This window comes from Alteromonas sp. G4i35 (genome assembly GCF_054960375.1).
Window position 1 is genome coordinate 56,416 of sequence record NZ_JBHNZD010000027.1, and the last position, 23,698, is coordinate 80,113.

The window sequence follows — 23,698 nt, forward strand, 5'->3', positions numbered from 1 at the left end:
ATGGAAAACCACAACGATACACAAACCGGCATAATTTCTTGGTTCGCCAGAAACTCCGTGGCCGCCAACCTACTGATGATTTTTATCATCATCATGGGGATAGCGAGCTATTTCACTATTCAGCGTCAGATGTTTCCAAACATCGAAATAAACTACATCACCGTTGAAGCCAACTACCCTGGTGCTTCACCTCAAGAGATTGAAGAGAGTATTTTCATTAAAGTTGAGGAAGCGGTAAAAGACATTACTGAGATTAAGCGTACGGTTTCACGTGCATTTCGCGGTGGCGGTGCAGTTACACTGGAAATTGACACCAAAGCTGAATTAACAGATGTACTTGATAAGGTGAAGCTTCGCGTTGACAGTATTGCCACCTTCCCCGCTGGCATGGAGCCGGTTAATGTTTCCCAAGTAGAGTTCCAGCAGCAAGTTATTGAAATGCCTATTGTCGGTGACTTGCCTTTATCAGAACTCAAAGTGCTGGCAAAAGAGGTGGAAGATGAGCTTCTACAACTTGGCTCTATCTCTTTGGTTGAAGCCAATACACCGGACGATGAAATTGCCATTGAAATTAAACCCGATACGCTTAGGAAGTACGGTTTAACTATTGCCGATGTCACGCAGGCAATTAATAGTTACTCTGCCAACATTTCCGCAGGTCAGCTTAGAACTAACTCAGGTATCGTATCGGTACGTGTTGAAAACCAGTACTACAGCGGCGATGAGTTTAAGCAAATTCCCATCAAAATCGGTGCGGGCGGCGCTAAGGTAACCTTGGGCGATGTCGCTTATATCAACGATGGATTTGTTGAAGGCGAACGCTACTTTAAATACAACGGCATGAACGCTATCTACATTGCCGTTAAAGCCACTAAAACCCAAAACACCATTCCTGTAGCCGAAACCGTAAAAGCCTATATTGATCAGAAAAACGAAAGCCTTCCTCAAGGAGTAAGTCTAGAAATTCTGGTTGATATGACCTATTACCTTAACGCTCGTTTAGACATGATGTTGTCGAACCTGGTTCAAGGCTCAATTCTAGTGGCGCTAATGTTAACCCTGTTCTTGCGTTTTAGGCTTGCCGTGTGGGTTATGGTTGGTTTACCGGTATGTTTTCTTGGTGCCATGATGCTAATGCCTCTGTTTGGTGTAAGCATAAACATCCTATCGCTGTTCGCATTTATCATGGTACTGGGTATTGTGGTTGATGATGCGATCGTTATTGGCGAGAGTGCTTACACCGAAATTGAAAGCAAAGGTGGCGGTGTTGACAATGTAATCCGCGGTGCCAAGCGCGTAGCTACGCCCGCCACATTCGGTGTTTTAACCACTATCGCCGTGTTTGCTCCGTTTACGCTAAGCAGCGGGCCTGAAGGCGCGTTCTTCTATAATATCGCTGTTGTCGTAATCTTGTGTTTAGCATTCAGTTTAGTTGAATCTAAGCTCATTCTGCCGGCCCACTTAGCCCACACTAAATTTTCCCCAGTTAAACAAAATAGCTGGCGGTCGCGTTTTAACAAGCGATTCTTTGCTTTTGTTAACGGTCCTTACAAGCGTTCTCTAGCGAAAGCGATTGAATGGCGCTGGGCTGTACTCATGATGTTCGTCGCAATGCTAATGCTAAGTATGGGGCTTATTGGTGCTAATTACGTAAGAATGGTCCCCAATCCGAAAGTACCTCATGACTTCCCAAGCGTTAAAATAGAGATGAATGAAAACGTCTCAGATTTAGCAACCATTAACGCGTTAAAAATTGTTGAGCAAACAATCTTAGACGTTGAAGAACAAATCATCGATGAGTTTGGTCAGGGCATGATAAGAGACCGCCTGGCGTTTAACGATGACAGAACTGAAGGCCGTATTTTAACGCCGTTAGTTAATGAAGAAGACCGCCCTATTGACACGTTTGAGCTTGCTCGTCGCTGGCGCGAAGCCATTCCTGAAATTACCGGCATGAAATCATTTACCGTAGTTGATGACGTAAACGGTGATGGTGATGACGGCGAATTTGGTTATTTACTCTTTGGCCCTGATATCGACACTCTAAACGCAGCAGGTCTTAAGTTTATTGAAATGCTGCAGCAGCAAGAGGGCTTGTTTGACGTTAGCTCAACTATCGACCCTCCAAGCAAAGAAGTACAAATGACATTGCTTCCAGTTGCGTACGATTTAGGTCTTACTCTGTCTAATATCGCTTCTCAAGTAGGTGCAGGCTTCTACGGCGGCGAGGCACAACGTGTTATTCGAAACGGTGAAGAAGTGAAAGTAATGGTGCGCTACCCAGAACTTACTCGCGAACGCTTCGCCGACTTGAAGTACTCTTTGATCACCACGCCTAATGGTCAGGAAGTTATGCTGGGTGACGTTGTGGCCTTAGAGGAGAAACCAGGTATAAGCTACATTCGCCGTGAAGGTGGATACCGTAGCGTTTACATTTGGGGCAATATCGATGAAGAAAAGATTGAGCCAAACGAAGTGGTCACTGAAATTAGAGAGAAGCTACTTCCTCAATTAAAAGAGTCGTTCCCGTCGGTTATGACTGAGCTTGGTGGTGACATTGAGGAGCAGCAAGCGCAACAGAATGAGCAGATATTGTTTTTCTTAGCTGCCATGATCATGGTGTATATCCTTCTTGCTGTACCACTTAAAAGCTATGGGCAACCACTTATTATCATGTCGGTTATCCCGTTTAGCTTTACAGGCGCAGTCTTCGGCCACTTTGTGCTGGGCTTAGACTTATCTATGATGTCTAACTTTGGCCTAATCGCTGCTGCAGGGGTTGTTATCAATGACTCACTAGTTATGACTGACTTTGTGAACCAACGCCGTGCACAAGGCTACAGCATTAAAGAAGCGGTGACCGAGGCTGGTACTGCGCGCTTCCGAGCGATAACGTTAACCTCAATCACTACGTTTGTGGGCGTACTGCCCATTATGTTTGAAACAAGCCTACAGGCAGCGTTTGTTGTACCAATGGCTGCGGCACTCGGTTTTGCTGTACTTTACGCTACGCTTGTAACGCTTATATTGGTGCCGTGCTTGTACTTAATACTGCTTGATTTACGTGGTCCGTTTACGTTTATTAAGCGCAAGATTGTACGCAAAAAGCCTACTAAGGGTGACGACGGCAATAGTACTTCTCATACACATGTACCTCAGCCAAGTGCATCGATGGACTAGCTTTTATCGCTGAGAAAAGCTACAAACACCTAACTGTTTTAAAATGAGCCTTTATTGGCTCATTTTTTTTGATTATTTATGATGGGAGTCACCATGAGCAACACCATTTCAATAAGACCAGCCACGCCTGAGGATATTTCACAAATTCGCCAGTTCATTCTGGAACTTGCTATTTATGAAAAAGCAGAGCATGAAGTAGAAGCAGATGAAGAAGCGCTTTTAAAAACATTATTCGGAGAAGGCGCAACCGCGCATTGTGTAATGTGTGAAAGCGATGACGCACCTATTGGTTTCGCTGTGTATTTCTTTAATTACTCAACGTGGCAAGGACGCAATGGACTCTACCTTGAAGATTTGTATGTTTCACCAAAATCACGTGGCCAGGGTGCAGGGAAAGCGTTATTACAACACTTAGCTAAAACAGCGGTAGAAAACGACTGCGGGCGTTTCGAGTGGAGCGTTTTAGACTGGAACAAACCAGCTATCGATTTTTACGAGTCACTTGGCGCTAAACCAAAGAGTGAATGGTTAGGCTATCGTATGGATGGACAGACACTTATCGACTTTGCGAAGCAAGGCGAATAGAGCACAAAGCCTCTAAATACAAAGTGCAGAGATAAAAAAAGCCATTCGCTTTCGCGAATGGCTTTTAAACAATATTTTAAAACTGACGGTTAGTTTAGAAAGAACCAATCAATGATAGACGCGCATTAATCGGCGCACCTACTGTTACCTGATGCGTAGAGTGAGCATTAGGGAAATACAAAGTGTCAGTCAGGTTTTCAACGTTTAACTGAAGGCGCATTTTGTCGCTAAGCGTGTAGTAAGCAGACGCATCAACACGCGTATAGCTAGGTAGTACAGGCGATGAAGCACTTGTCGATACCTTACTTTCGTCCTGATATGTAGCACCAATGCCGAAGCCAAATACTTCATTCACTTCGTAGGTTGTCCACACAGACATCGTATTTTCAGGCAGCTCACGAAGCTCTACGCCACTTGCGTTTTCGCCATCAAGGTTGCTGTAGTTTGCAGTAATATACCACTTGTCTGTGATATAACCTTGCAGCTGAAGCTCAAAACCAGATACATCTGAATCAACTTCAACAAAGCTTTCAGGGTCATTCGGGTCGTTATCCAAAGACGTCTGCTCGTTCTCAAAGATAGCTGCTGTAAAGCTCATGCTGTCGTTGAAGTCCCACTTAATACCAATTTCTTGGTTAGTGAACGTGTCTGGATCTAGCGCGTTTGCGTCGCCATTAATATTCGCATATTGCTCGCCGCTGCGTGGCAAGAATGACTCACTGTAGCTAGCGTATATAGAGATATTTTTCTGTGGCTTATACACTAGGCCTGCACGCGGTGACACTTCTTCGTCTTTTCTGCTGCGTGTCTCTAAAACTTCAGGGTCCGCGTTGAATACTTCAATATCGAAGCTGTCAAAACGTGCACCTAGTACAAGGTCGAAGTTGTCTGATAGTGCAATTTCATCTTGAACATAGAAAGAGTATACATCTAAGTCTACATGCGTATCGTCGTTCAAGTCAGAGAAGTCTGCTGTAACTGTTACGCCTTCAGCATTTGTACCAGTTAAACCACGGAAGCTTAACGGACGTGAAATATTAAACGTTTCTCTATCACCGTCAGTGGAATCAAACACAGGGTTGTAACGATCTTGGTTTGACTTGGTATTAATAACCTCACCACCGAAGATAACCGTGTGCCCAATGCTTCCCGTTTCAAATTCGCCAACTAGGTTAGAAGACAAGATCATGTTTTCACGCTGCGTAGTATCAACGTATCCGTCTAGCGTTACTTGCTCAGTCTCAGCGTTATAACCTGCCGCATAAAAGTTCGAGTAAACTTTGTCATAGTCACCGTAAAAAGCGTTGAAGTTACCTTTCAGGTTATCTGAGAAAGTGTGCTCAACGTTTGCACGGAACACGTCAGCGCCCAATGTTTGGTAGTTGTTATCTGGATCGCCAAACACGATTTCTTCAAACGCTTCTACTGGTTCACCGTTGGCAGTTGGCACACCGCGGTCAATAAAGCGCTCGTGGTCGATATATTCATATGACACATCAACAATTGTGTCATCGCTTAGCTCAAAGCGTGCCGTTGGGTTGAAGCCGTAACGGTCTCCGTAGAAGAAGTCGCGATGGTTGTCTAGGCTTTCGTACATGGCGTTAATGCGCAGGGCCGACTTATCGCCCGTGTCAACATTGGTGTCTAACTGTAAGTTATATGCACCAAACGTATTAGCAGATACGTTGTAGTTTACAAACTTATCGCTCGTTTTCGCTTTCTTAGATACACGATTTAAGATACCGCCCGTACCACCGCGACCGAATAGCAACGCATTTGGGCCACGAAGAATCTCTACCTGCTCAACATTGTAAAGTGCACGGTAGTATTGAACGTCATCACGGTTACCATCTAAGTAGAAATCTGCAGTAGAGCGCACACCACGGAATACTACCGAGTCGCGGTGACCTTCACCTTGCGATGTATTAACACCTGGTGCGTAGTCAATAATTTGTCCAATGCTAGTAATACCGCGAGCCGTTATTTCTTCAGCCGTAATAATCGACAAGCTCTGTGGCACGTCGATAATAGGTGTAGGGCTTTTAATTGAGTTGGACTGGTTAACCGAAAGGTACTTCCCTTTCACCGTTAGTCTCTCAATATCTTCCATATCAGCAGCAAAAGTTGCTGGGCTTAGAATTATCGCAGCAGCAATACTCGTAAGTTTGAATTTCAAAATTGCTCTCCAAGTGTTCTGTAAGTGTTGTGTGTTTACTTTTAAAAATCTGTAAAACCCTATTATCACGACCCGGCTTTCTGCCGAATTTTGCAATTGCAAATAATAATAGTTGTTATTTTTGGTCGGGATATTATAAAAATTTAGAACAAATGACGAGAGCAAAAGCGACAAAATTTAAAAACTCTTTATAAATTTTCTTAATTTATTAGATGAATAAGACTCAAATTGCGCCAAAATAGACTAAAGAATAAGCAGATGAATATATTTCGTACGATTGTAGAGGCGCATATTGCAGGTGTCGGAGGACGAGCGACAGGGAGAACAAACAGCTAAGTGAAAAGGTATTTACTGGCTACATCATCTGAAGTGTAGTCCGTTTGAATCAAGAGGGATCTGTGAAGTTAGCGCGAAGACGGATAAGCGGAAAAAATGTTTGGGAAGTAAAAGTTCAATGGCCCTTCAATACTGAAAGAGCCTTGAACAAACTCATTGATATAGCCTGCCAACTACACAACAGCATAGCGGCTTAAAATCAAAGCCACTGTGTGTTTTGCTAAGCTCTTCTTATCGTTATCGCTGAGGGAATCTTCAATTTTGAACAGCTGAGGCCAAAAGCACTGCCCTTTTACTAAGCTATCAATTTCATCGACAACCCGATCCAAGTCGTCAAACGCGAGTTTATTGTCGGCTTTGGCATCCTTTAACCAGCGGTGCATAGCCGTCTCTTGGGCTTTTAATTGCGCAACTTCATCTTTTAGCTTTTCCGGCTCGTAGAAGAAGTGGCCAATCGCAACCCGAGCTAAATCGAGGTGGGATTCACTCACCATAAACTCAATGTCTTGCAAAATAAGGTCTTCTAGCTGCTCGTCTAGCGGAAGCGTAGCATCGTACTTTTTATTAATATTTAAAATAGCCGTTTGCCACTGCTGCGTAACCAAATGCATCACCAGCTCTTCTTTTGTAGAAAAGTGATTGTACACAGTGCGCTTTGACACATTTGCCAGTTCAGCCAGCTTGTCCATGCTTGTGCCGTTAACGCCAAACTCTTGGAATGCCTGTGTTGCCGCCTGAATAATGGCTTCGCGTTTGATGTCGCTACGCGTACGTGTGTTGCCTACCATATGGAAATTCTCAAAATTAGTTATCCGCTACATTAACCCGATCATTTTACACCGAACAGTTTACTTTTCAATGCGACCGCACTAAAATGCACTCACCAGTTTACTTTAGGTAATGACTATCTTTGCTGCCGTTGTGCATACCATCACTACCTGGGGTTTACACATCTATACTTTAATTACCCTGACTATGGATTACATACACCTATGTCCATGATGCGATTCTCTCACATTTTATTTTTAAGCGTTTTATCGGTTTCCACTTTAAGTGCATGTTCTTCCGAAGAGCCTGCTGAGCAACAAGCAAACATTGCACCTCGTTATGTCAAACTCGCTACGGTTAGCAACATTCCAGATTTTGACGAATTCACCTTCCCTGCCGTTGTATCGGCAGTGAAAACCGTCGATTTAAGCTTTGAAGTTTCAGGCCGCCTCATCCAGACCGACTTGGTGACAGGCAGTGATATCAATAAAGGCAAGTTACTGGCCACTATTGATCGTAAACCATTCGAAAGACGCGTGGACGAGTCTACGACACGACTTGATCAGGCCAAACGAGAGCTTGATAGAATTGAGAAAATGTTCGCTCAAAAGCTAGTTGCACAGAGCTCTCTGGATACTGCAAAAACATCTTACGAACTAGCGGTTATCGACTTAAAAAATGCAGAGCAAGATTTGAGCTACACACAGCTATATGCTCCTTTTGATGCAAAAGTATCTCAACGACTTGTTGAAAATAACAGTTTTGTTGCCGCAGGAACGCCGATTGCTCGCCTGCAAGATGTGTCTAAAATATACTTCAACATAAATGTTCCTGAGCGCTTACTTACTGCCAATATTGGCCGTGGGATAAAACAAGCCAGCGCCACATTAGCCACCAATCGCAGTCAGTGGTATCCGGTGAACTATGTAGAGCACTCTACCCAACCTGATCCTGTGTCGCAAACTTATGAAGTGGTGTTTGCCATGGAGCCTCGCGAAGAACTTCCCCTAACACCGGGCGCGCGCGCAGTGGTAAAAGTCAGCCTACAAGGTAGCCTTTATCCAGAAGGCTTTGTTGTGCCTGTAAGAGCACTTGTAGGTGACAAGGACTCAGGCTTTGCAGTGTGGGTATATAACGATGAAACAAGTTCAGTGGCCAAGCAAGCTGTAAACGTTAAGCATATTGAAAATGAGCTAGCGATTATTGAGGGTAAGAGCCAAGGCAAAATCACCCTTGGCCAGCAAGTTGTTGCTGCTGGAGCAACACAAATGCGTGCAGACATGAAAGTGCTTCCTTACCAAGGAGAGAAGTAATTTATGGATATCGCACGCTATTCAATTGATAAGCCCGTCAACATTTGGCTAATGGTAGTCATCCTGCTTTTAGGCGGCGTTTTGGCTATGAGTAAAATTGGTCGCTTAGAAGACCCTGCGTTTACTATCAAACAGGTAAAGGTATACACCAACTATCCTGGAGCCAGTGCTGAAAAGGTAGAACGTGAAGTCACTGAACGCTTGGAAATTGCCATTCAGCAAATGCCGCAGTTAAAGGAAGTGACGTCAGTTTCATCGCCGGGCCTTTCAGAAATTACCGTTGAAGTTAAGAGTACTTACGACAGTAACCTCTTGCCACAGATTTGGGATGAGTTGAGAAAGCGACTTCGCGACACCGCAAGCTCGTTGCCAACGGGGGCACAAAACCCAGTGGTATTTGATGATTTCGGTGACGTTTACGGGCTTTATTACGCGTTAAGCGCACCTGATTTCGATACTCGGGAGCTTCGAGAATTCGCCCGCATTATTCGACGTGACCTGCTTACTACTGAAGGCGTTGCCAAGGTAAATGTAACTGGCGTTCAAAAAGAACAGATAGTGGCCTATATCAACCCTTATCAACTCGCGGGCTTAGGCATTTCATTTCCTGATCTCGCCTCTCTTTTTGAAGACAACCTGCGCCCGTTCAACGGCGGCCGTATTAAAGTTGACGAAAAAAATGTGCGCCTAATTGTAGAGCGCGCGCCAGACAGACTAGAAGAAATATCTAATCTGTCAGTGGTAGTGCCTGGCACAAACCGTTCCCTTCGGGTTGCTGATATTGCCACGCTAAAGTTAGAGCCTGCCGACATACAGCCCGTTCATGTACGCTACAACGGCGAAGAAGCACTTACGCTTTCAGTATCAGCGTTGACCGACGTTAACATTGTTGATGTGGGCGAGCGCGTTAACGCAAAAGTAGAAAAGCTGCTTCAAGAACTGCCTGTCGGTATTACGCTTACGCCTATTTACGATCAGGCCTCAGTCGTCGACGAATCGGTTACTGGCTTTATTAATAACCTCGTTATGTCGGTGGCGGTTGTTACCTTAACGCTATGTTTGTTCATGGGATGGCGCTCAGGCGTGGTAGTTGGCTCTGTGCTACTTGTCACCGTACTAGGTACTATTCTAATCATGTGGCTTATGGATATTCAGCTTCAAAGGATATCACTTGGTGCCATGGTTATCGCCATGGGTATGCTGGTAGACAACGCTATCGTAGTTGCTGAGGGGATGATGCTGCGCATGGCCACCGGCTCAACAGCCAAAGAATCAGCCAGCTTTATTGTTAAGCGAACGCAGTGGCCCTTACTTGGCGCAACCGTTATCGGTATTGCGGCTTTTTCAGGCATAGGCCTTTCAAACGATGCTACAGGCGAGTTTCTTTATTCATTGTTTGCCGTAGTGTTGGTTTCCCTCATGATAAGTTGGGTATTAGCGGTAACCTTGGTGCCCGTGCTTGGCGCATATTTTTACCGCAAAGGTATTGGGCAAACCACAGGTAACGAACTCTCTGCATCGCAACGCTGGTTTAAGCGTGCACTTTTAGGCGCACTTAAGCTTCGTTGGGTAACCATTGGTGCACTGTTTGTTATTACTATCGTGGCTTATGGAAGTTTTGGCATGGTAAAACAAGGCTTCTTCCCTCCGTCAAACGCGCCGCTGTTCTTTGTGCATTATTGGGGCCCGCAAGATAGAGATATACGTGCCACTGAAGTCATTGCAAAAGAAGCTGAAGCTCGTATTTTGGGAATGGAAAACGTCACGGCTGTAACCACCTTTATAGGGCAAGGCGCCGATCGTTTCACCCTCACTTATGCGCCTAAAAGTGCTAACGAAAACTATGCCTTTTTCATGGTTCGTGCGAATGAACTTGATAATATTCCGGCTATTCAAAGCGCGCTTGCGAGTAAGCTTACCGACCTGGACTTCGACGCTAGCTTTTATATGGAGCGCATGCAGTTTGGCCCCGGCTCTGGTGCAAAACTTGAGGCCCGTTTTTCAGGCCCAGATACTGAAATACTTCGCGAACTGGCGGATGAAGCCAAAGCACTGCTTTTTGCTGACGGACAAGTGAAAGACGTTCGACATAACTGGCGTGAAAAAGGCTTTGCCATTAATACGCAGTTTGACAACTACAACGCAGGGATTGCTGGCGTTTCGCATAGTGACTTTAGCCAGACCATACAGTATGCAAGTAGCGGCGTTCAGCTAGGTACGGTGCAAGACGGTGATTATGCTTACAACATTATTGCAAAGATGGGTAAGGCTGAAGATACCGAGCTTCAATCAATACGTGAATCACAAGTATGGTCTACGCAACAGCGCCAGTATGTGCCTTTCACGCAGGTATCTCAGGGCTTGGAGTTAATGACCGAAGAAATGCGTATTCACCGTCGCGACCGCGTTCGCACCATTACGGTAGAAGCTGAGCCGGGTGACGATGAAACTGCAGCCAAAGCGTTAGCGAGAATCCGCCCACTTATTGAAGACATAGAACTTCCAGCTGGATATTCATTAGAATGGGGTGGCGAATTTGAAAGCTCTAGCGATGCACAAAAAGCGCTGGGCGCTGGCTTGCCTGCTGGCTTCCTAGTCATGTTTATTATCTCAGTGTTGCTATTCGGTCATGCTCGTCAGCCGCTGATTATCTGGCTTGTAGTACCTATGGCTATTGTTGGTGTAGTCTCTGGTCTATTAGGTACCGATATGCCGTTTGGCTTTATGTCGCTACTCGGCTTCTTAAGCTTGTTTGGCATGCTTATTAAGAACGCTATTGTACTTATTGAAGAAATTGACCTTCAGATAGAAGAAGGCTTAGCCATTCGCCAAGCGATTGTTGACGCTACGATCAGCCGTGTACGCCCTGTTTCACTGGCGGCGGTAACGACCATTTTAGGTATGGCGCCGCTGCTGTTCGACGCCTTCTTTGCCGATATGGCAGTGACCATTATGGGTGGCCTGGCCTTTGCGACGGTACTTACACTTATCGCTGTGCCCGTACTCTACAGTTTGCTGTTTAAAGTCAGCTACCGCAAAAGCTAACGCTTTAAAACTAACGGTCTCTTTACCGCAATTTATAAACGCAGGTAGAGAGACCACTCCCCTTTCAAGCGGTGTTCACTATTAATAACATACGAGTACCGACCTAACGCTTTGCCTCTACCCTACTTTGCATAAACTTCATCACATCGCGCCACGACACCATTCCTACTGGATGCCTTTTCGTGTCGATAATAGGAATGCAGGAAATTTTATGGGTATTAAAAAGCTCAATAGCCGAATAAACAGAGTCACTTGGGTTAAGTGTAATGACTTCACGAGTCATGATTTGGTGCGCTTTTTTATCCAATGTAGCGCGATCAAGCTTTCGTTCGCTTAGGGTATCTACAAAAGGACTAATCGATTTCATCAAGTCTCTGTCAGATATAATCCCCTGCAGCTTATTGTCATGCACCACGACCAAATGATGAAACCCCGTAGCAGCAAAGAGCTCGCGCAATGACTGTAAACTGTCATCCATGTGCACGCTAACCACCCGCGTAGACATAATTTTAGCAATGCTCATTAATACTCCTCATTAATTTCAGCGCTTCGGCTTTAATTTAGTTATAGCAAGCACACGACAATTGTACTTAACATGGGTTTAAACATAGCGACACCTGATGAGGCGTTCACATGTTACGTGTACGGGTTTTCTCCCATTGATACGGCCACACAGAACAAGCGTAAATCCAGCTCTAGTTGATGATAATCTGGCTCCATATAGCAGCAAAGTTTATAGAAGGCTTTGTTGTGGTCTTTTTCTTTAAAGTGCGCCAGTTCATGCACTACAAGGGCTTTTAACAAGGCCTCTGGGGCATAGAGTAAATCGTTATTAATGGCCAAGTCGTGTTTGCGCGTTTTACCCTGCATACGGTAAGTATGCGTACCTAGCGCGTTAGTTATCATATCACCTTGCTTTTTAAACGCGGCGCGCCCAAACGGTGGCGCATTTTTTAAGTATCGCTTTTTTAATTCCGTCGCGTACTGATACAGCAATTTGTCGGTGGTTATATCATGGGCCTCTGGGTATTTTTTTAGTAAATAACGCTGTAGCCGATTGCTGGAAATGAGCTGTAAGGCTTGCTCCACAATAGTTGAAGGGTAGCCGTTAAAATACCGAGCATATTCATTCACGTTTTTTCTCCTTTACGTCAGGAATTATAAAGCAAATTGGAGCCGTAGACAGTGAAAGCCGCTTACAAACATTTCTGTTGAAAATAAAAAACAGCGGTAACAAGAAGTCATATTAGGAATCCCCCCTACAGTAACGACAAGCTAAATGATATGCTGGTCAAACAACGCTCGAAGATACCACTCGCATTTATCAAGCGCTCGGTTAAAAAAATAAAAAAAGCTGACTTTTCATACGTTTTCCTGTTTCTTTACTATTCTTACTGTAACCAGCAGCTCGAAAGTATGGTTTTTAGGTGTTAGCAAAGACAAGCTTGAATTTGGATACGCATTGATGATTAAAAAGCCCTTCTCAGTTATCGCTATGGTTATGAGCTTCCTCATTATTAATAGTGCGTTTGCTGAAAAAGAGAACGTAAAGGTTAGTGGTTTTGGCACCGTTGCAACAGCAACTTCCGATTCTGACAGGTATCAGTTTCGTTCAGACCGGTCTCAAGCTGAATCGGCGAAAAAAGGCGGCCTTGCATTCAAGCCTTTGAGTTTAGTTGGCGTACAGCTTGATTACAGCGTTTCAGATAACCTAGACTTTGTGGGTCAATTCGTTTATCGAGAGCAAGATGAGCAAAACCTAGATTCGATAACCCAGATGGCTTTTCTAAGATACGATATAACCCCATCGTGGCAAGTAAGAGCAGGAAGACTTGCGGCCGATATTTTTCACTTCAGTGATACCAGAGACGTGTCGATAGCCTATCCTTGGGTGAAAGTCCCCACCGAGGTTTACGGTATTGTTCCCGCAAGAAGCTTTGATGGAGGAGACATTAGCTACACTAAGCCTTACGACAACTTTAATCTATTGATTAAAGGCTTTTGGGGAAGCGGAGAGAGTGACTTTTCTAGTGACGATTACAACCCGATTAGGTTTAATAACTTACGTTCAATTGGTGTTGAATTTGTCTCATTCGACTGGAGCCTTGCTCTTAAACACACCCAAACCGAAGCGGACAATGACGACGAAGATTTAGCAGTTGTCGCTGCTTCCGTTGCGCAGCTACAGCCATTTTGGAGCGGCGCCATAGACTTTGCTAAAGAAGTAAGCCTTAAAGATACAACCATTCACTATACGTCCGTTTACTTCAACCGTTATTTTGATGCGTGGGAGCTTTCTGGCGAGCTATCATATATCGATTCAAATTCATTTGCGTTGAGACCCTCTTTTAATGGCTTCCTCAACCTCAGCTATCTTTATGGTGCGCATACATTCTACGGTTTATACTCATTTGCAAAGACAGACACATACTTTCTTAGCCAAGAGCAACCTGGCTTCCCAATAAACGAGAGCACTGCTCAACTAGCCGTTTTTGTAGAAGAAGTAGCGAGTAGCTTGGCACATCATCAACAAACACTTTCTCTCGGATGGCGTTGGGATTTGCAAGAGAATCTAGCCTTTAAAGTGCAGCTTGAGCGAACTGATGTTGAAGCTAGAGGAACTGGCCTACGCGCCAGAGATGGTCTTGTTGTAGATGATGAAGATGGGGTTGTTCACACTCTCTTTGTTGCGTTAAGTTTCAGCTTTTAGGGGGAGGAGATGACTTTTTATAAACACTTCTCACCCCTACTGGCTGTCGTGCTTGCCTTGTATAGCTTTTCCTCTGTAGCGCAATCACAAGAGAAAATCGTTGTTGTTACTAACTTAAACAATGATGTGCAGGTTTTAGATAAGAAAGGGATTATAGATCTCTTCATGGGCAAGTACTCGGCTTTCCCTAACGGTAGGCAGGCAACGCCCATCGATATAGAGCTTAATGACGAGCTAAAAGGTCAATTTTATAAATCGCTGGTGGGCCTTCCCCTTGCTCGCGTTAATGCGTATTGGTCTAGACTGAAGTTTTCTGGACGTGTTAAACCACCTGCGATAGAACAAACTATAGAAGATGTTAAACAACGGCTAGAAGACGATGAGTCAGCCTTAGCCTATGTATATGAGTCGTACGTCACCGACAAAATGAAGGTAGTGTACCGCTTTGATTAACATCCATGGCTTAGGGTTTCGTTTTTCACTCATATTAGTAGCTGCTGCTATGCTGGTAGTACTTACGACCGCCGAATTTTTTTATCGCGCTACGTATGAGCACGAAATTAGTGAAGCGAACAACGATATTCAAGAACTTTACCAAACCGTTGCCGCAACGGCGTCTATCGCTGCTTTTTTAGAAGATGAAGATCTGGCAAAAGAGGCGATCAACGGCTTGGTTAAAAGTGAAAAAATACTCGCAGCGTCTATTAAAAGCGATGCAATGTATTATCAATTCAATGTGAACGATGCCATCAGCAAAGACGTCAAGCCTCGGGTATTTTTGGTGAGGCACCCATTCATTCCTGAAGACACCTTGGCTGAGGTCAATGTTTACCCCAACTTTGCCCACATTATTGAACAGGCGAAAAAAATAAGTACTGACAATAATTATTCATTGTATGTTGAAGCAGTGGTTGTCGGCATTGTTGCGTTGATAATTACCTACTACATCATAATCTCTCCTATGCTTCGCGTGGGTCGTTCACTGCATAAGATTACTCCAGGCACAAAAGAAAGAATTGAAATGCCGGAGTATCACTCCCGAAGTGAAATAGGCGAGCTGGTGCAGGACACCAATCAACTGTTAAACAAAGTCGAAGAGCAATTCACTCAAGAGCGTCAACTTAGGGAAGAAATCGAATTTCTGGAAAAGCGTTTCAGAATGCTTTTTGAAAACGCAAAGTCTGCCACTGTGTTAATGGCGGAAAATGGAATTATCGAGCTTAGAAATAAGGCCTTCAACGACTTGGTAGAAAAGATTGGCCTAGAGATAAAGCAAGGTTATGGCGAGCTACTTGAGGAGCTATTTGAAGCGCCTACTGCAATGAAAACTTCGCTTTCGGAGGCATTTGCACGCAATGAGTTTGCAACAGGTGAATATAAACTAAAATCAGAGAAAACTGACGACGCCACATGGGTTCAACTAATCGCAAGCCCTTTAGTCACTGATGATGGCGAACGCTACTATCAGCTGACGCTGAATGATATTTCTAGTAGAAAACACGAACTCCAGAAACTGGCCTTACAGGCAGACTTCGATGCACTCACAGGTATTTATAATCGCAATGGCGGTGAAAAGCTGATTGCGAAGTTAATGAGAAAAGACCACCACTTCGCTCTCGCGTTAATTGACCTGAACGGCTTCAAAGCGGTAAACGATATTTTCGGTCATGATGCGGGCGACGAAGTACTCATCTTTGTGGCTGAACAGTTACAGGAAAAAATTCGCAAAAACGATGTAGCGATACGTTGGGGCGGCGATGAGTTTGTATTATTACTTCAAGCTGAAGACGAAGTTTCTGTAAAACGCGCCATAGAAAAAGTGAATGACGGGGTGAAGCAACCTTTCTACTTTAACGGCGACCCAGAGCCAACCTTTATTTCAATGAGTGTCGGCGTTTCCTTTTTCCCTGCCATGAGCGATGACATGAGTACGTTAATAAAACTGGCTGACATTGCCATGTACAAAGCGAAACAAAACAAGGTCTCAGCGCCCAATGACTATCTCTTCTTTGCTGACTCAGCATCACGTAATGGCAGCCAATAAATGTTGAAGAAAAAAAGCCGAGCAAAAATAGCTCGGCTTCTACTTGAAAGTTATCTACCTGTTCTCCCTAGGTGCAAACTTCAGTCAAAATACTTTTACGATGACGAAGGTATACACGAAAACTAGGATATTAAGCACTACTCCCCAATGGTTTTGCCTAGCATGCGCTTCAATGTGCCATCTTTATCAACGAAATGATGCTTAAGAGCGCCAGCAATGTGTAGCAAGAGTGCGACAATAACGGTATAACCAAGATAGAAGTGTATAGCGCCACCTGCTTTGGAAAGCTCGTAATTTATCGGTAGCGTTTTCTCAGGATCTTCAACACTATAATTTGGCGCGAAAATCTCCAGACCAAAAACTGACAGGCCGTGCCCACCCAATACCGACGCCATCAAGCCTGAAATTGGCATTAAGAGCGTGGCGATAATTAACACCCAGTGCACAACTGACGCTAATTTATGCTCTATTGGCTTATAGTTAGCAGCAGCGCTAGGCCAACCATTTTTCATGCGCCATACCACACGTGGTAGTGCGACAAAGAGTACAAGAAAACCAATCGCTTTGTGCCAGGGGTATAGTGCGTACACACCGTTTTCCGACATGTAAATCCCAGTGGCAAGCAAGCCAATAATGGTTAATCCAACCAACCAGTGCAAAAATACCGTAGTGGTAGCAAATTTGTTATGACTATCGTACTGCATGCGTTCCTCACTTTTATTTTCATATTAAGAACTACGTTTTCCTTAAAGCGTATCTCAATATTGTATATCTCCTCACACATTGTGAGGGATTAATTCTATTTATAAAGCAATTTTTAGACCGTAAGCAGTGCATAGACACAATGAGGGGTTAATACAGGTTCACTCTCTACCCTGCGCTTTGATTGCTCCTTCAAGTGTTTTGTTTAAATTTTTTGCCATGAACTAGCCGTTTCTAAAATGCTTATATCAGCGATAGATTATTTATAAAAACCATCTAGCCAGCGGGATAAATAACACTTAGACTGCAAAGACAAAAATAAAAACGACAGGTATTGCGCCAGCGCAATAAAGCAGCGGCGTTCGACATCATTCTACGTTCAATTGATAGACACGTTAATTCATAAGTACATGTGTTAGCGTTGAGCAAAAGGCATAGGTGGTGAAGTACTTTTCATTTTAGTAACAAGGGTTCTCAATTTAATGTCACAACAAAAAGTAGGTTTAGTGGGCTGGCGCGGTATGGTTGGCTCAGTATTAATGCAGCGCATGCAAGAAGAGCAAGATTTCGCGCACATTGAGCCCACCTTTTTCACTACCTCGCAAAAAGGTAGTGCAGCACCAGATTTTGCTGGAAAGGATGCTGGTGTTCTAGAAGATGCGCACGATATTGAAGCGCTATCTAAACAGGATATCATTATTACCTGTCAGGGCGGCGACTACACAAAAGCCGTGTACAACGATTTAAGAGCCACTGGCTGGAACGGTTATTGGATTGATGCTGCGTCAGCGCTTCGTATGAAAGACGATGCCGTAATTATTCTAGATCCAGTAAACCGTAAAGAAATTGATAGTGGCATTGAAAAAGGCATTCGTACCTACGTAGGTGGAAACTGCACGGTTTCCCTTATGCTTCTGGCACTCGGTGGCCTGTTTGAGAAAGACTTGGTTGAATGGGCTTCGCCAATGACCTATCAAGCCGCTTCAGGTTCAGGTGCACAGCACATGCGTGAGCTAATTAATCAAATGGGTGCAATTCACAGTAATGTGAAAGCTAAAGTTGAAGATCCTGCTACCGCGATTTTAGAAATTGACCAGCAAGTGTCTGAGTTTATTCGAAGCGCAGACTACCCTAGTGAACAGTTCGGTGTTCCGCTTGCGGGTAGCTTAATTCCGTACATCGATTCGCAACTACCTTCAGGTCAAAGCCGCGAAGAGTGGAAAGCCCAAGCGGAAGCCAACAAGATTTTAGGCATTAAAGGCAGTGAAGTGCCGATAGACGGTATTTGTGTACGCGTTGGCGCCATGCGCTGTCATAGCCAGGCTATCACACTTAAGCTAAAGAAAGACTTGCCTCTAGCCGAAATTGAAACAATCTTGGCTAACCACAACGACTGGGTAAAAGTGATTTCTAACGATCGCGACGCGACGATGCAAGAACTTACGCCAGCGAAAGTGACCGGTACACTGTCTATTCCCGTAGGCCGTATTCGCAAGCTTAACATGGGTCCTGAATATATCTCGGCATTTACTGTCGGCGATCAGCTATTGTGGGGTGCCGCAGAGCCGCTTCGCAGAATGCTGCGCATTGTGCTTGAGCAAAAGTAACGACAAGCCAATAGCTAATTAATCTGAATTTAAAGCGCCTTGCTGTGTCGTTACACGCAAGGCGTTTTTTTATCAGACTATAAAAGCCAGAATCACTAGACATCGAAGATACGGTAGCGCTATTTTGCCGACTCAGACCAAACAGCAAGCTCATTACCACCTGGCTCGACAAAATGAAAGCGACAGCCCCCCGGGAAGTCAAACAGCGGTTTAGTAATTGCTCCACCTGCTTTTTCTACACATTCTTGCGCTTCAGAAATGTTAATGGAATACAGCACCAATAAAGGCGCACCACTTTCTGCCTTCATCACACGTTGTGCAGAAAAAATCCCTCCGTCCATGCCAGCATTGCTAAACGCACTGTATTCACTGCCATAATCGGTAAAAGACCAGCCAAACGCACTTTCAAAAAACGCTTTTGAGCGGCGAATATCTAGAGATGCAAATTCGACATAGTTGAGTTTGGTGCTTTCTTGCATGTCACTCTCCTCTTTTAAAAAAATGATGAGCTCATACTATCACCAACTTTAGACTTATTGATTAAATTCTAAACGTGCTTAATCGTTTAACATAAGACAAATAGCATTTATTCGGGTCACTTAGTTTGGCTTTATTGCTCGCCCGGCGTGAGTAGTTAAAAACTGACGTCCCACTGCAGAGAGTAGATGGTCTCGTCCCCTACTTCAGTATCGAACTGATCCAGTGAAACCCTGCTTACCTCTGCGGTTAGTTTGTTTTCGTGGCCGTTAAAAAAATAGTTGAATGCTACTGTCTTTTCAAAAAAGCGTTCGTCTTGTTCACTGTCTCGGGGCGAATAGGTCCCGAAGCGTGCAGCCATTTCAAGGGGCTCTGGCCACCAGCTGATTGATTCACTCAAAAAATAACCCGCCTGCACATAATAGCCGCGCAGCGTAGTTTCTCTATTGTTGTCCGCTAAATCCACAATATCTTTTTCATGATATTCCGCTTGAGCATTAAACCCTTTATAAAAATAGGCACCATCAATCACAAACTGCTGAATGTCGTACTGACCTTCGATCTCTCCCGCACTAAAGTTGGCTAAATTACCAGCGCCAGACGATGAAAAACGCGTAAACTGGCTTTTGAACTTCGCCCCTGCTATTGCTAGAGCTGCTTTGGGAGTAGCTGTTCGTTTAATGTCACTGTTTTTAAACCCGACAGACTCACCTAAGAAATTCCACTGTAATCGCCCTGTATACATATTCTCGCCATCGTGATTGCTATAATCACCACGGCCCGAGCCATTGAATACTCCTACCCAGTAATTGAAATTGGCCGCGCCTGGGCCATCAAAATTACCGTACAGGGATGCCCCCATTTGCCTATCTAGCGTAAATATTCTGTTGATGATTGAACGATCCATCATTTGCTGGCCGCCGCTGCTCACACTGCGCTCTCTGGAATACTCGACTTTCCACTGACCAACCTTAAACCGAAGCGCGTCATACTTTTCAAAGGATAGTGTAGCGGTCAGGGTGCGCTGATCGACAGCATCATATTCCACACCATATTTAATCCAAGGCAAACCAATGTGACCGTCTAATTTGACCCGCGCCCTGTTAACGCCAAATTGATTACCGGCGTTATGCTCAAAGTCAGCACGCTCGGTAGGCTGGCTTATACCGGGATTGGCATAGCGAAACTGAAGTCTACCGCGCACGCGTAGTGAGAAGGTATTGTTGTCGCTTTGAAATGAAAGGCCGTTGCCATTGTATTGAGAGAACGTTGCGCTAGATTCGCGCTCGGCATCAACCTCAGACGCTACAACCGCCGTATGGAAAAGCGACGCCCATAAAGCACTCAACAGAAGACAAGAAGAAAAACGATTTTGAAAAAGCAAAGCACACTAAATATAACGGAAGTTTGCGCGCAGGATATATACTTTAGTATAAGAATCAAGTGTTCTGACATAAAAATGACACAAAACTGTAATATTTAACGTTGAAATACACCGTTAGATAGACCTGTCACTTTAACAGTAGAGTATTTGCCGGTAAGTGAGGACTTCCTTTCTTAGCGACTTCGTGTTGTTTGATCAGGTTAACAATATGCTTATTCACTGGCGTAGCTATGTGATTTTTTTCACCGAGCCTGACTATCTCGCCGTTCAAATAATCAATCTCCGTTCGTCGCCCCAGCGCCAAATCTTCATACATTGATGAACGTGCTTCGGGATCTATTTTAAGCGTAGATGAAGCCACCACATTGAATAAAAAATTAGGTAGCTTCATAATTTTTGGCATCAGTTTGGGAATGACCTTACCGGTTCTTGCTGGTGCAATTCCTTCCGCTTTAAGTACTGCTAACGCCTCGGACAACACCTTTGCCATAACTAACCTATATTGCCTATCCCCTAGCTGTGATTTCAGCGGTATACCCGACAGTGCATTGACCGCGTTATTCAAGTTCATAATAAGTTTGCCATACTGTACAGCTTTCATATCGTTATAAACCGTAACGGGCAACGACGCGTTGTTAAGCGCTTTTATGATGTCACTACATTGGTTATTGGGGTCTTCAAGGGCAATATTACCCTCAGTACCACAGTGAAAATGGCCGTTACCTTTATAAAAAACATTGAAAGGCACCATACCTGCAATTACGCATTGTTTTATGTGCTGGCGCAGCAAGTGTGCATTACCCACTCCGTTTTGAAGGCTGACTACGACTGCTGATTGCTTTGCATGCTGATTGATTATCGCAGCAGCCTGCTCGGTATCTTGGCTTTTAACGCAAAGTAAAATGACGTCAGCATCAACTAAACTATCGTTCTCAATTGAAAAAGCAATATGCTCAGGCTTTGTTAGCTGCTCACGCCCTTGCCAATCCGTTACTTTAAGACCATTAGCAGTAATATCATCATATAAACGCTGACGGCCAATGAGCGTAAGCGCATTAGCGGCACTCAATGTGGGGTCAGAGGCTAACAGGCAGCCCGCTACATAACATCCAATACTTCCCGCACCTAACACGGCAATTTTCATTATTGACTCCCAATGAAAGTTTAGCTTTCAACACTTTGTTAGACTGCGATTAAACGATCAAAATGTAAACACAAAAATCACAATGAAATAACAAAAAGTGTTTCAGTATCAGTTATTTCCTATCAGTCCGATTTATTCTTTCAATTTTCTCCGGCGTCGTGATCTCCCTACAATTAGACCAAGTAGTCAATTTATAGTCATGGTCAAATAGAGGGTTATCATGTCGGGTCAACAATCTGCTCCTTCTCTCGCTTATTCAAAAGCACACAATGCTGAAATGTCGAACAATGGCAAAGTTGCCTTGGTTGCGGAAGGTGGTGGACAGCGAGGAATTTTCACGGCAGGCGTACTCGATACATGGCTAGACGCCGGACACGACCCTTTCGATATTCTTATCGGCACATCAGCAGGTTCTCAGAACTTAACGAGTTTTGTGGCGCGTCAAAAAGGCTATGCAAAGCGTCTTATTCGCGGCTTAACTCGACACAAACGCTTTTTCCAAATGGGAAGAGGTTTAATGGGCAAACATATTGTCGATTTAGACTGGTACTTTGACAAAACCCAAGAAGCGAACCGTTTACTTGATCTTGATACTGCGAAGGCTAATGTTGCGGACAGAGAAATTTTATTTACCGCCACAAATTCCAGAGACAGACAGGCGTATTTTCTCGATCCAATGAAAAGTACTCACAACTGGGTCGATCTTATCAAGGCTTCGAGCGCCCTCCCCTTACTTTACAAACAGGGCGTACCGCTGCACATTGATGTCGAGACAAAAAAGGCAGCCAATACCGATTTCTTTCTAGACGGTGGTTTGGCTGCACCGTTGCCTGTTACCGAAGCGTACAAGCGCGGCGCGACGAAAATCGTAGTTATTCGCACCGTAGATAGAGGCTTTCAAGTACAGTCGCCTTGGCTACAAAAGTTAAGCGCGGTAATGTGCGCAACGGGCACGTGCCCAAAGACCATCGACTATCTGCTGCAGCACGAACAAGCGTATCAAAAAGAGCTGGCGTTTATTGAAAACCCGCCAGAAGGCGTAGAGATTATTCAAATTTTTGCGTCGGATAAGCTTCAAAGTAAATTGTTAGGTAGTACAGACGCACAACTTCGTCATGATTATAAGCTTGGTAAGCAAGCTGGAAGTGCCTTTTTAGAAACCGAAAACAAAGTCATTGCTTACCAGCTAGAGGAAAACAGACAGCCTGTTGCTCCGCTTTTCGATGTAACTGATACCCCCAAGGGCATGCATAGTAAAGACAGCGCTAATTATAGTGTGAAATCAGAACATGCTGCATTAAATGGTAAACGTCCAATTAAGTTGCCTTTCCCAGCACGTCGAACAGGCAAGATAGAAAAAGTAGACAAAGAGAATAGGATCTCCGCGTAGCCCGTTTACTCATTTGATAAAGGGTGCTTGGCAGCAGGTGCCTTTTCTCTATTTTGCTACTCTTTCAGTAATATTTCTGTGCTATTTCGGTGCTTTGTTCGCCATGTTTACATCATGACTTAGCAAGCTCCTCTCCCGTTCTTGCCTCTATTAGCGGCAAACGGGTTGACATTGTCTGGCAGAATATTTATAACGCGCTCACCCACATAATCATTAAATGTAACCATGTCAGAATTATCAACACCCGTAAAACAAACTGAAGCCCATAAACTTATCGACAGCCTATTGAAGTCGAACGACCCAACTGCTGATCTAGATAAGATTGCTGAAGAATTCAACATTGCGAACTGGGGACAGTCTAACGCTGTTTCTGCTGATTTATACTCAGCAGTTAGAGACTTGCTTGGCAAAGGCGTTGTGACTGGTAATGACCTAGTTTCTGGAAAAGACACCATGGACCCGATTGTACATAAAGTACAAGCGGAGACAGAAAAGCTTATTGCTAACCCAAGTGATGCAGACGCTGATCGCGTTCAAACGTTTGTACTTGGCTTCCTACGCACGTTCGTGAGCCAATTACTTCACCCAGGTACAAAGAAAGCGATTTACGCGAAAAAGCTTCCTGACCTAATCAAGCTTCATCAGCAAGTTGCGAAGTAATTAGCTGCGGCGCGATATAAGAGATGAGATTTTATTGTTTTTAACATACGAGCGTCGCAACAATCGCGTTTAAAAAGAGACCCGCTTCATAGCGGGTTTCTTTTTACGTAAGCGAAAAGTATCCGCGCATCATCCAGCGCTGATCGGCAGGCACAAAAAAACCGGCCTAAAGCCGGT

At 44.3% G+C, this 23,698-nt stretch carries 18 protein-coding genes; 10 read left to right on the forward strand and 8 right to left on the reverse strand.

Translation table 11 applies throughout. The features are described from left to right. Positions 1-3,180, forward strand: coding sequence for an efflux RND transporter permease subunit (locus ACFI6L_RS16885; RefSeq protein ID WP_039227327.1), 3,180 nt, complete (start codon positions 1-3; stop codon positions 3,178-3,180). Between the two features lie 93 nt (positions 3,181-3,273). Then, positions 3,274-3,765 carry a GNAT family N-acetyltransferase gene (locus tag ACFI6L_RS16890; RefSeq protein ID WP_110287822.1) on the forward strand — a complete coding sequence of 164 codons (492 nt, stop codon included), beginning with the start codon at positions 3,274-3,276 and terminating at the stop codon, positions 3,763-3,765. Between the two features lie 94 nt (positions 3,766-3,859). On the opposite strand, the gene ACFI6L_RS16895 is transcribed toward ACFI6L_RS16890, so the two are convergent. Beyond that, a complete protein-coding gene (locus ACFI6L_RS16895; RefSeq protein ID WP_075176239.1) occupies positions 3,860-5,941 on the reverse strand; it encodes a TonB-dependent receptor in 2,082 nt (693 codons plus the stop codon). 509 nt (positions 5,942-6,450) lie between these two features. Further along, positions 6,451-7,065, reverse strand: coding sequence for a TetR/AcrR family transcriptional regulator (locus tag ACFI6L_RS16900; RefSeq protein WP_014976048.1), 615 nt, complete (start codon positions 7,063-7,065; stop codon positions 6,451-6,453). 210 nt (positions 7,066-7,275) lie between these two features. Here ACFI6L_RS16900 and ACFI6L_RS16905 point away from each other — a divergent pair, with 210 nt between their 5' ends. Both ACFI6L_RS16905 and ACFI6L_RS16910 read left to right on the forward strand, forming a co-directional pair. Continuing rightward, the gene (locus ACFI6L_RS16905; protein ID WP_462574466.1) at positions 7,276-8,358 is read left to right on the forward strand and encodes an efflux RND transporter periplasmic adaptor subunit; all 1,083 of its coding nucleotides are present in this window, start codon (positions 7,276-7,278) and stop codon (positions 8,356-8,358) included. 3 nt (positions 8,359-8,361) lie between these two features. After that, complete coding sequence (locus tag ACFI6L_RS16910) at positions 8,362-11,403, forward strand: efflux RND transporter permease subunit (protein ID WP_168463564.1); 3,042 nt, start codon at positions 8,362-8,364, stop codon at positions 11,401-11,403. A 103-nt stretch (positions 11,404-11,506) separates the two neighbouring features. Here ACFI6L_RS16910 and ACFI6L_RS16915 read toward each other — a convergent pair whose 3' ends face one another. Both ACFI6L_RS16915 and ACFI6L_RS16920 read right to left on the reverse strand, forming a co-directional pair. After that, positions 11,507-11,926, reverse strand: coding sequence for a CBS domain-containing protein (locus tag ACFI6L_RS16915; protein ID WP_014948884.1), 420 nt, complete (start codon positions 11,924-11,926; stop codon positions 11,507-11,509). 113 nt (positions 11,927-12,039) lie between these two features. Then, positions 12,040-12,537 (reverse strand): M48 metallopeptidase family protein, encoded by a 498-nt coding sequence (locus ACFI6L_RS16920; RefSeq protein ID WP_014976045.1) that lies wholly within the window; start codon positions 12,535-12,537, stop codon positions 12,040-12,042. Between the two features lie 331 nt (positions 12,538-12,868). Here ACFI6L_RS16920 and ACFI6L_RS16925 point away from each other — a divergent pair, with 331 nt between their 5' ends. From ACFI6L_RS16925 to ACFI6L_RS16935, 3 genes are read left to right on the forward strand one after another with little or no spacing between them, the layout of a single operon-like run. Beyond that, on the forward strand, positions 12,869-14,113 hold the full coding sequence (locus ACFI6L_RS16925; RefSeq protein WP_462574457.1) for a hypothetical protein: 1,245 nt from the start codon (positions 12,869-12,871) through the stop codon (positions 14,111-14,113). A gap of 9 nt (positions 14,114-14,122) precedes the next feature. Continuing rightward, complete coding sequence (locus ACFI6L_RS16930) at positions 14,123-14,566, forward strand: hypothetical protein (protein ID WP_014948881.1); 444 nt, start codon at positions 14,123-14,125, stop codon at positions 14,564-14,566. Then, complete coding sequence (locus tag ACFI6L_RS16935) at positions 14,559-16,157, forward strand: sensor domain-containing diguanylate cyclase (protein ID WP_039227315.1); 1,599 nt, start codon at positions 14,559-14,561, stop codon at positions 16,155-16,157. Before ACFI6L_RS16930 ends, ACFI6L_RS16935 begins: the two co-directional genes overlap by 8 nt. A 137-nt stretch (positions 16,158-16,294) precedes the next feature. Here ACFI6L_RS16935 and ACFI6L_RS16940 read toward each other — a convergent pair whose 3' ends face one another. Further along, positions 16,295-16,861 carry a cytochrome b gene (locus ACFI6L_RS16940; protein WP_462574458.1) on the reverse strand — a complete coding sequence of 189 codons (567 nt, stop codon included), beginning with the start codon at positions 16,859-16,861 and terminating at the stop codon, positions 16,295-16,297. 480 nt (positions 16,862-17,341) lie between these two features. On the opposite strand from ACFI6L_RS16940, the gene asd reads away from it, so the two are divergent. Beyond that, complete coding sequence (gene asd, locus ACFI6L_RS16945) at positions 17,342-18,466, forward strand: aspartate-semialdehyde dehydrogenase (RefSeq protein WP_423083706.1); 1,125 nt, start codon at positions 17,342-17,344, stop codon at positions 18,464-18,466. A 119-nt stretch (positions 18,467-18,585) separates the two neighbouring features. Here asd and ACFI6L_RS16950 read toward each other — a convergent pair whose 3' ends face one another. The 3 genes from ACFI6L_RS16950 to ACFI6L_RS16960 form a co-directional block, all read right to left on the reverse strand. Further along, positions 18,586-18,945: a VOC family protein gene (locus ACFI6L_RS16950; protein ID WP_039227311.1), complete on the reverse strand. Its 360-nt coding sequence runs from the start codon at positions 18,943-18,945 to the stop codon at positions 18,586-18,588. A gap of 155 nt (positions 18,946-19,100) precedes the next feature. Continuing rightward, positions 19,101-20,291, reverse strand: coding sequence for an OprO/OprP family phosphate-selective porin (locus tag ACFI6L_RS16955; protein WP_462574459.1), 1,191 nt, complete (start codon positions 20,289-20,291; stop codon positions 19,101-19,103). Positions 20,292-20,454: 163 nt separating this feature from the next. Continuing rightward, positions 20,455-21,471, reverse strand: a complete 1,017-nt coding sequence (locus ACFI6L_RS16960) for a 2-dehydropantoate 2-reductase (protein ID WP_462574461.1) — start codon at positions 21,469-21,471, stop codon at positions 20,455-20,457. Between the two features lie 220 nt (positions 21,472-21,691). Here ACFI6L_RS16960 and ACFI6L_RS16965 point away from each other — a divergent pair, with 220 nt between their 5' ends. Together ACFI6L_RS16965 and ACFI6L_RS16970 are read left to right on the forward strand one after the other, a co-directional pair. Beyond that, complete coding sequence (locus tag ACFI6L_RS16965) at positions 21,692-22,861, forward strand: patatin-like phospholipase family protein (RefSeq protein ID WP_462574463.1); 1,170 nt, start codon at positions 21,692-21,694, stop codon at positions 22,859-22,861. A 225-nt stretch (positions 22,862-23,086) separates the two neighbouring features. Next, positions 23,087-23,521: a hypothetical protein gene (locus tag ACFI6L_RS16970; RefSeq protein ID WP_039233464.1), complete on the forward strand. Its 435-nt coding sequence runs from the start codon at positions 23,087-23,089 to the stop codon at positions 23,519-23,521. Positions 23,522-23,698 lie beyond the last annotated feature (177 nt).

Coding starts and splice junctions, on each gene's coding strand:
- ACFI6L_RS16925 (WP_462574457.1), top strand. CDS start 12,869: ATGATTAAAAAGCCCTTCTCAGTTATCGCTATGGTTATGAGCTTCCTC.
- ACFI6L_RS16960 (WP_462574461.1), bottom strand. CDS start 21,471: ATGAAAATTGCCGTGTTAGGTGCGGGAAGTATTGGATGTTATGTAGCG.
- ACFI6L_RS16915 (WP_014948884.1), bottom strand. CDS start 11,926: ATGAGCATTGCTAAAATTATGTCTACGCGGGTGGTTAGCGTGCACATG.
- ACFI6L_RS16905 (WP_462574466.1), top strand. CDS start 7,276: ATGATGCGATTCTCTCACATTTTATTTTTAAGCGTTTTATCGGTTTCC.
- ACFI6L_RS16940 (WP_462574458.1), bottom strand. CDS start 16,861: ATGCAGTACGATAGTCATAACAAATTTGCTACCACTACGGTATTTTTG.
- ACFI6L_RS16910 (WP_168463564.1), top strand. CDS start 8,362: ATGGATATCGCACGCTATTCAATTGATAAGCCCGTCAACATTTGGCTA.
- ACFI6L_RS16890 (WP_110287822.1), top strand. CDS start 3,274: ATGAGCAACACCATTTCAATAAGACCAGCCACGCCTGAGGATATTTCA.
- ACFI6L_RS16970 (WP_039233464.1), top strand. CDS start 23,087: ATGTCAGAATTATCAACACCCGTAAAACAAACTGAAGCCCATAAACTT.
- ACFI6L_RS16965 (WP_462574463.1), top strand. CDS start 21,692: ATGTCGGGTCAACAATCTGCTCCTTCTCTCGCTTATTCAAAAGCACAC.
- ACFI6L_RS16950 (WP_039227311.1), bottom strand. CDS start 18,945: ATGCAAGAAAGCACCAAACTCAACTATGTCGAATTTGCATCTCTAGAT.
- ACFI6L_RS16930 (WP_014948881.1), top strand. CDS start 14,123: ATGACTTTTTATAAACACTTCTCACCCCTACTGGCTGTCGTGCTTGCC.
- ACFI6L_RS16885 (WP_039227327.1), top strand. CDS start 1: ATGGAAAACCACAACGATACACAAACCGGCATAATTTCTTGGTTCGCC.
- ACFI6L_RS16900 (WP_014976048.1), bottom strand. CDS start 7,065: ATGGTAGGCAACACACGTACGCGTAGCGACATCAAACGCGAAGCCATT.
- asd (WP_423083706.1), top strand. CDS start 17,342: ATGTCACAACAAAAAGTAGGTTTAGTGGGCTGGCGCGGTATGGTTGGC.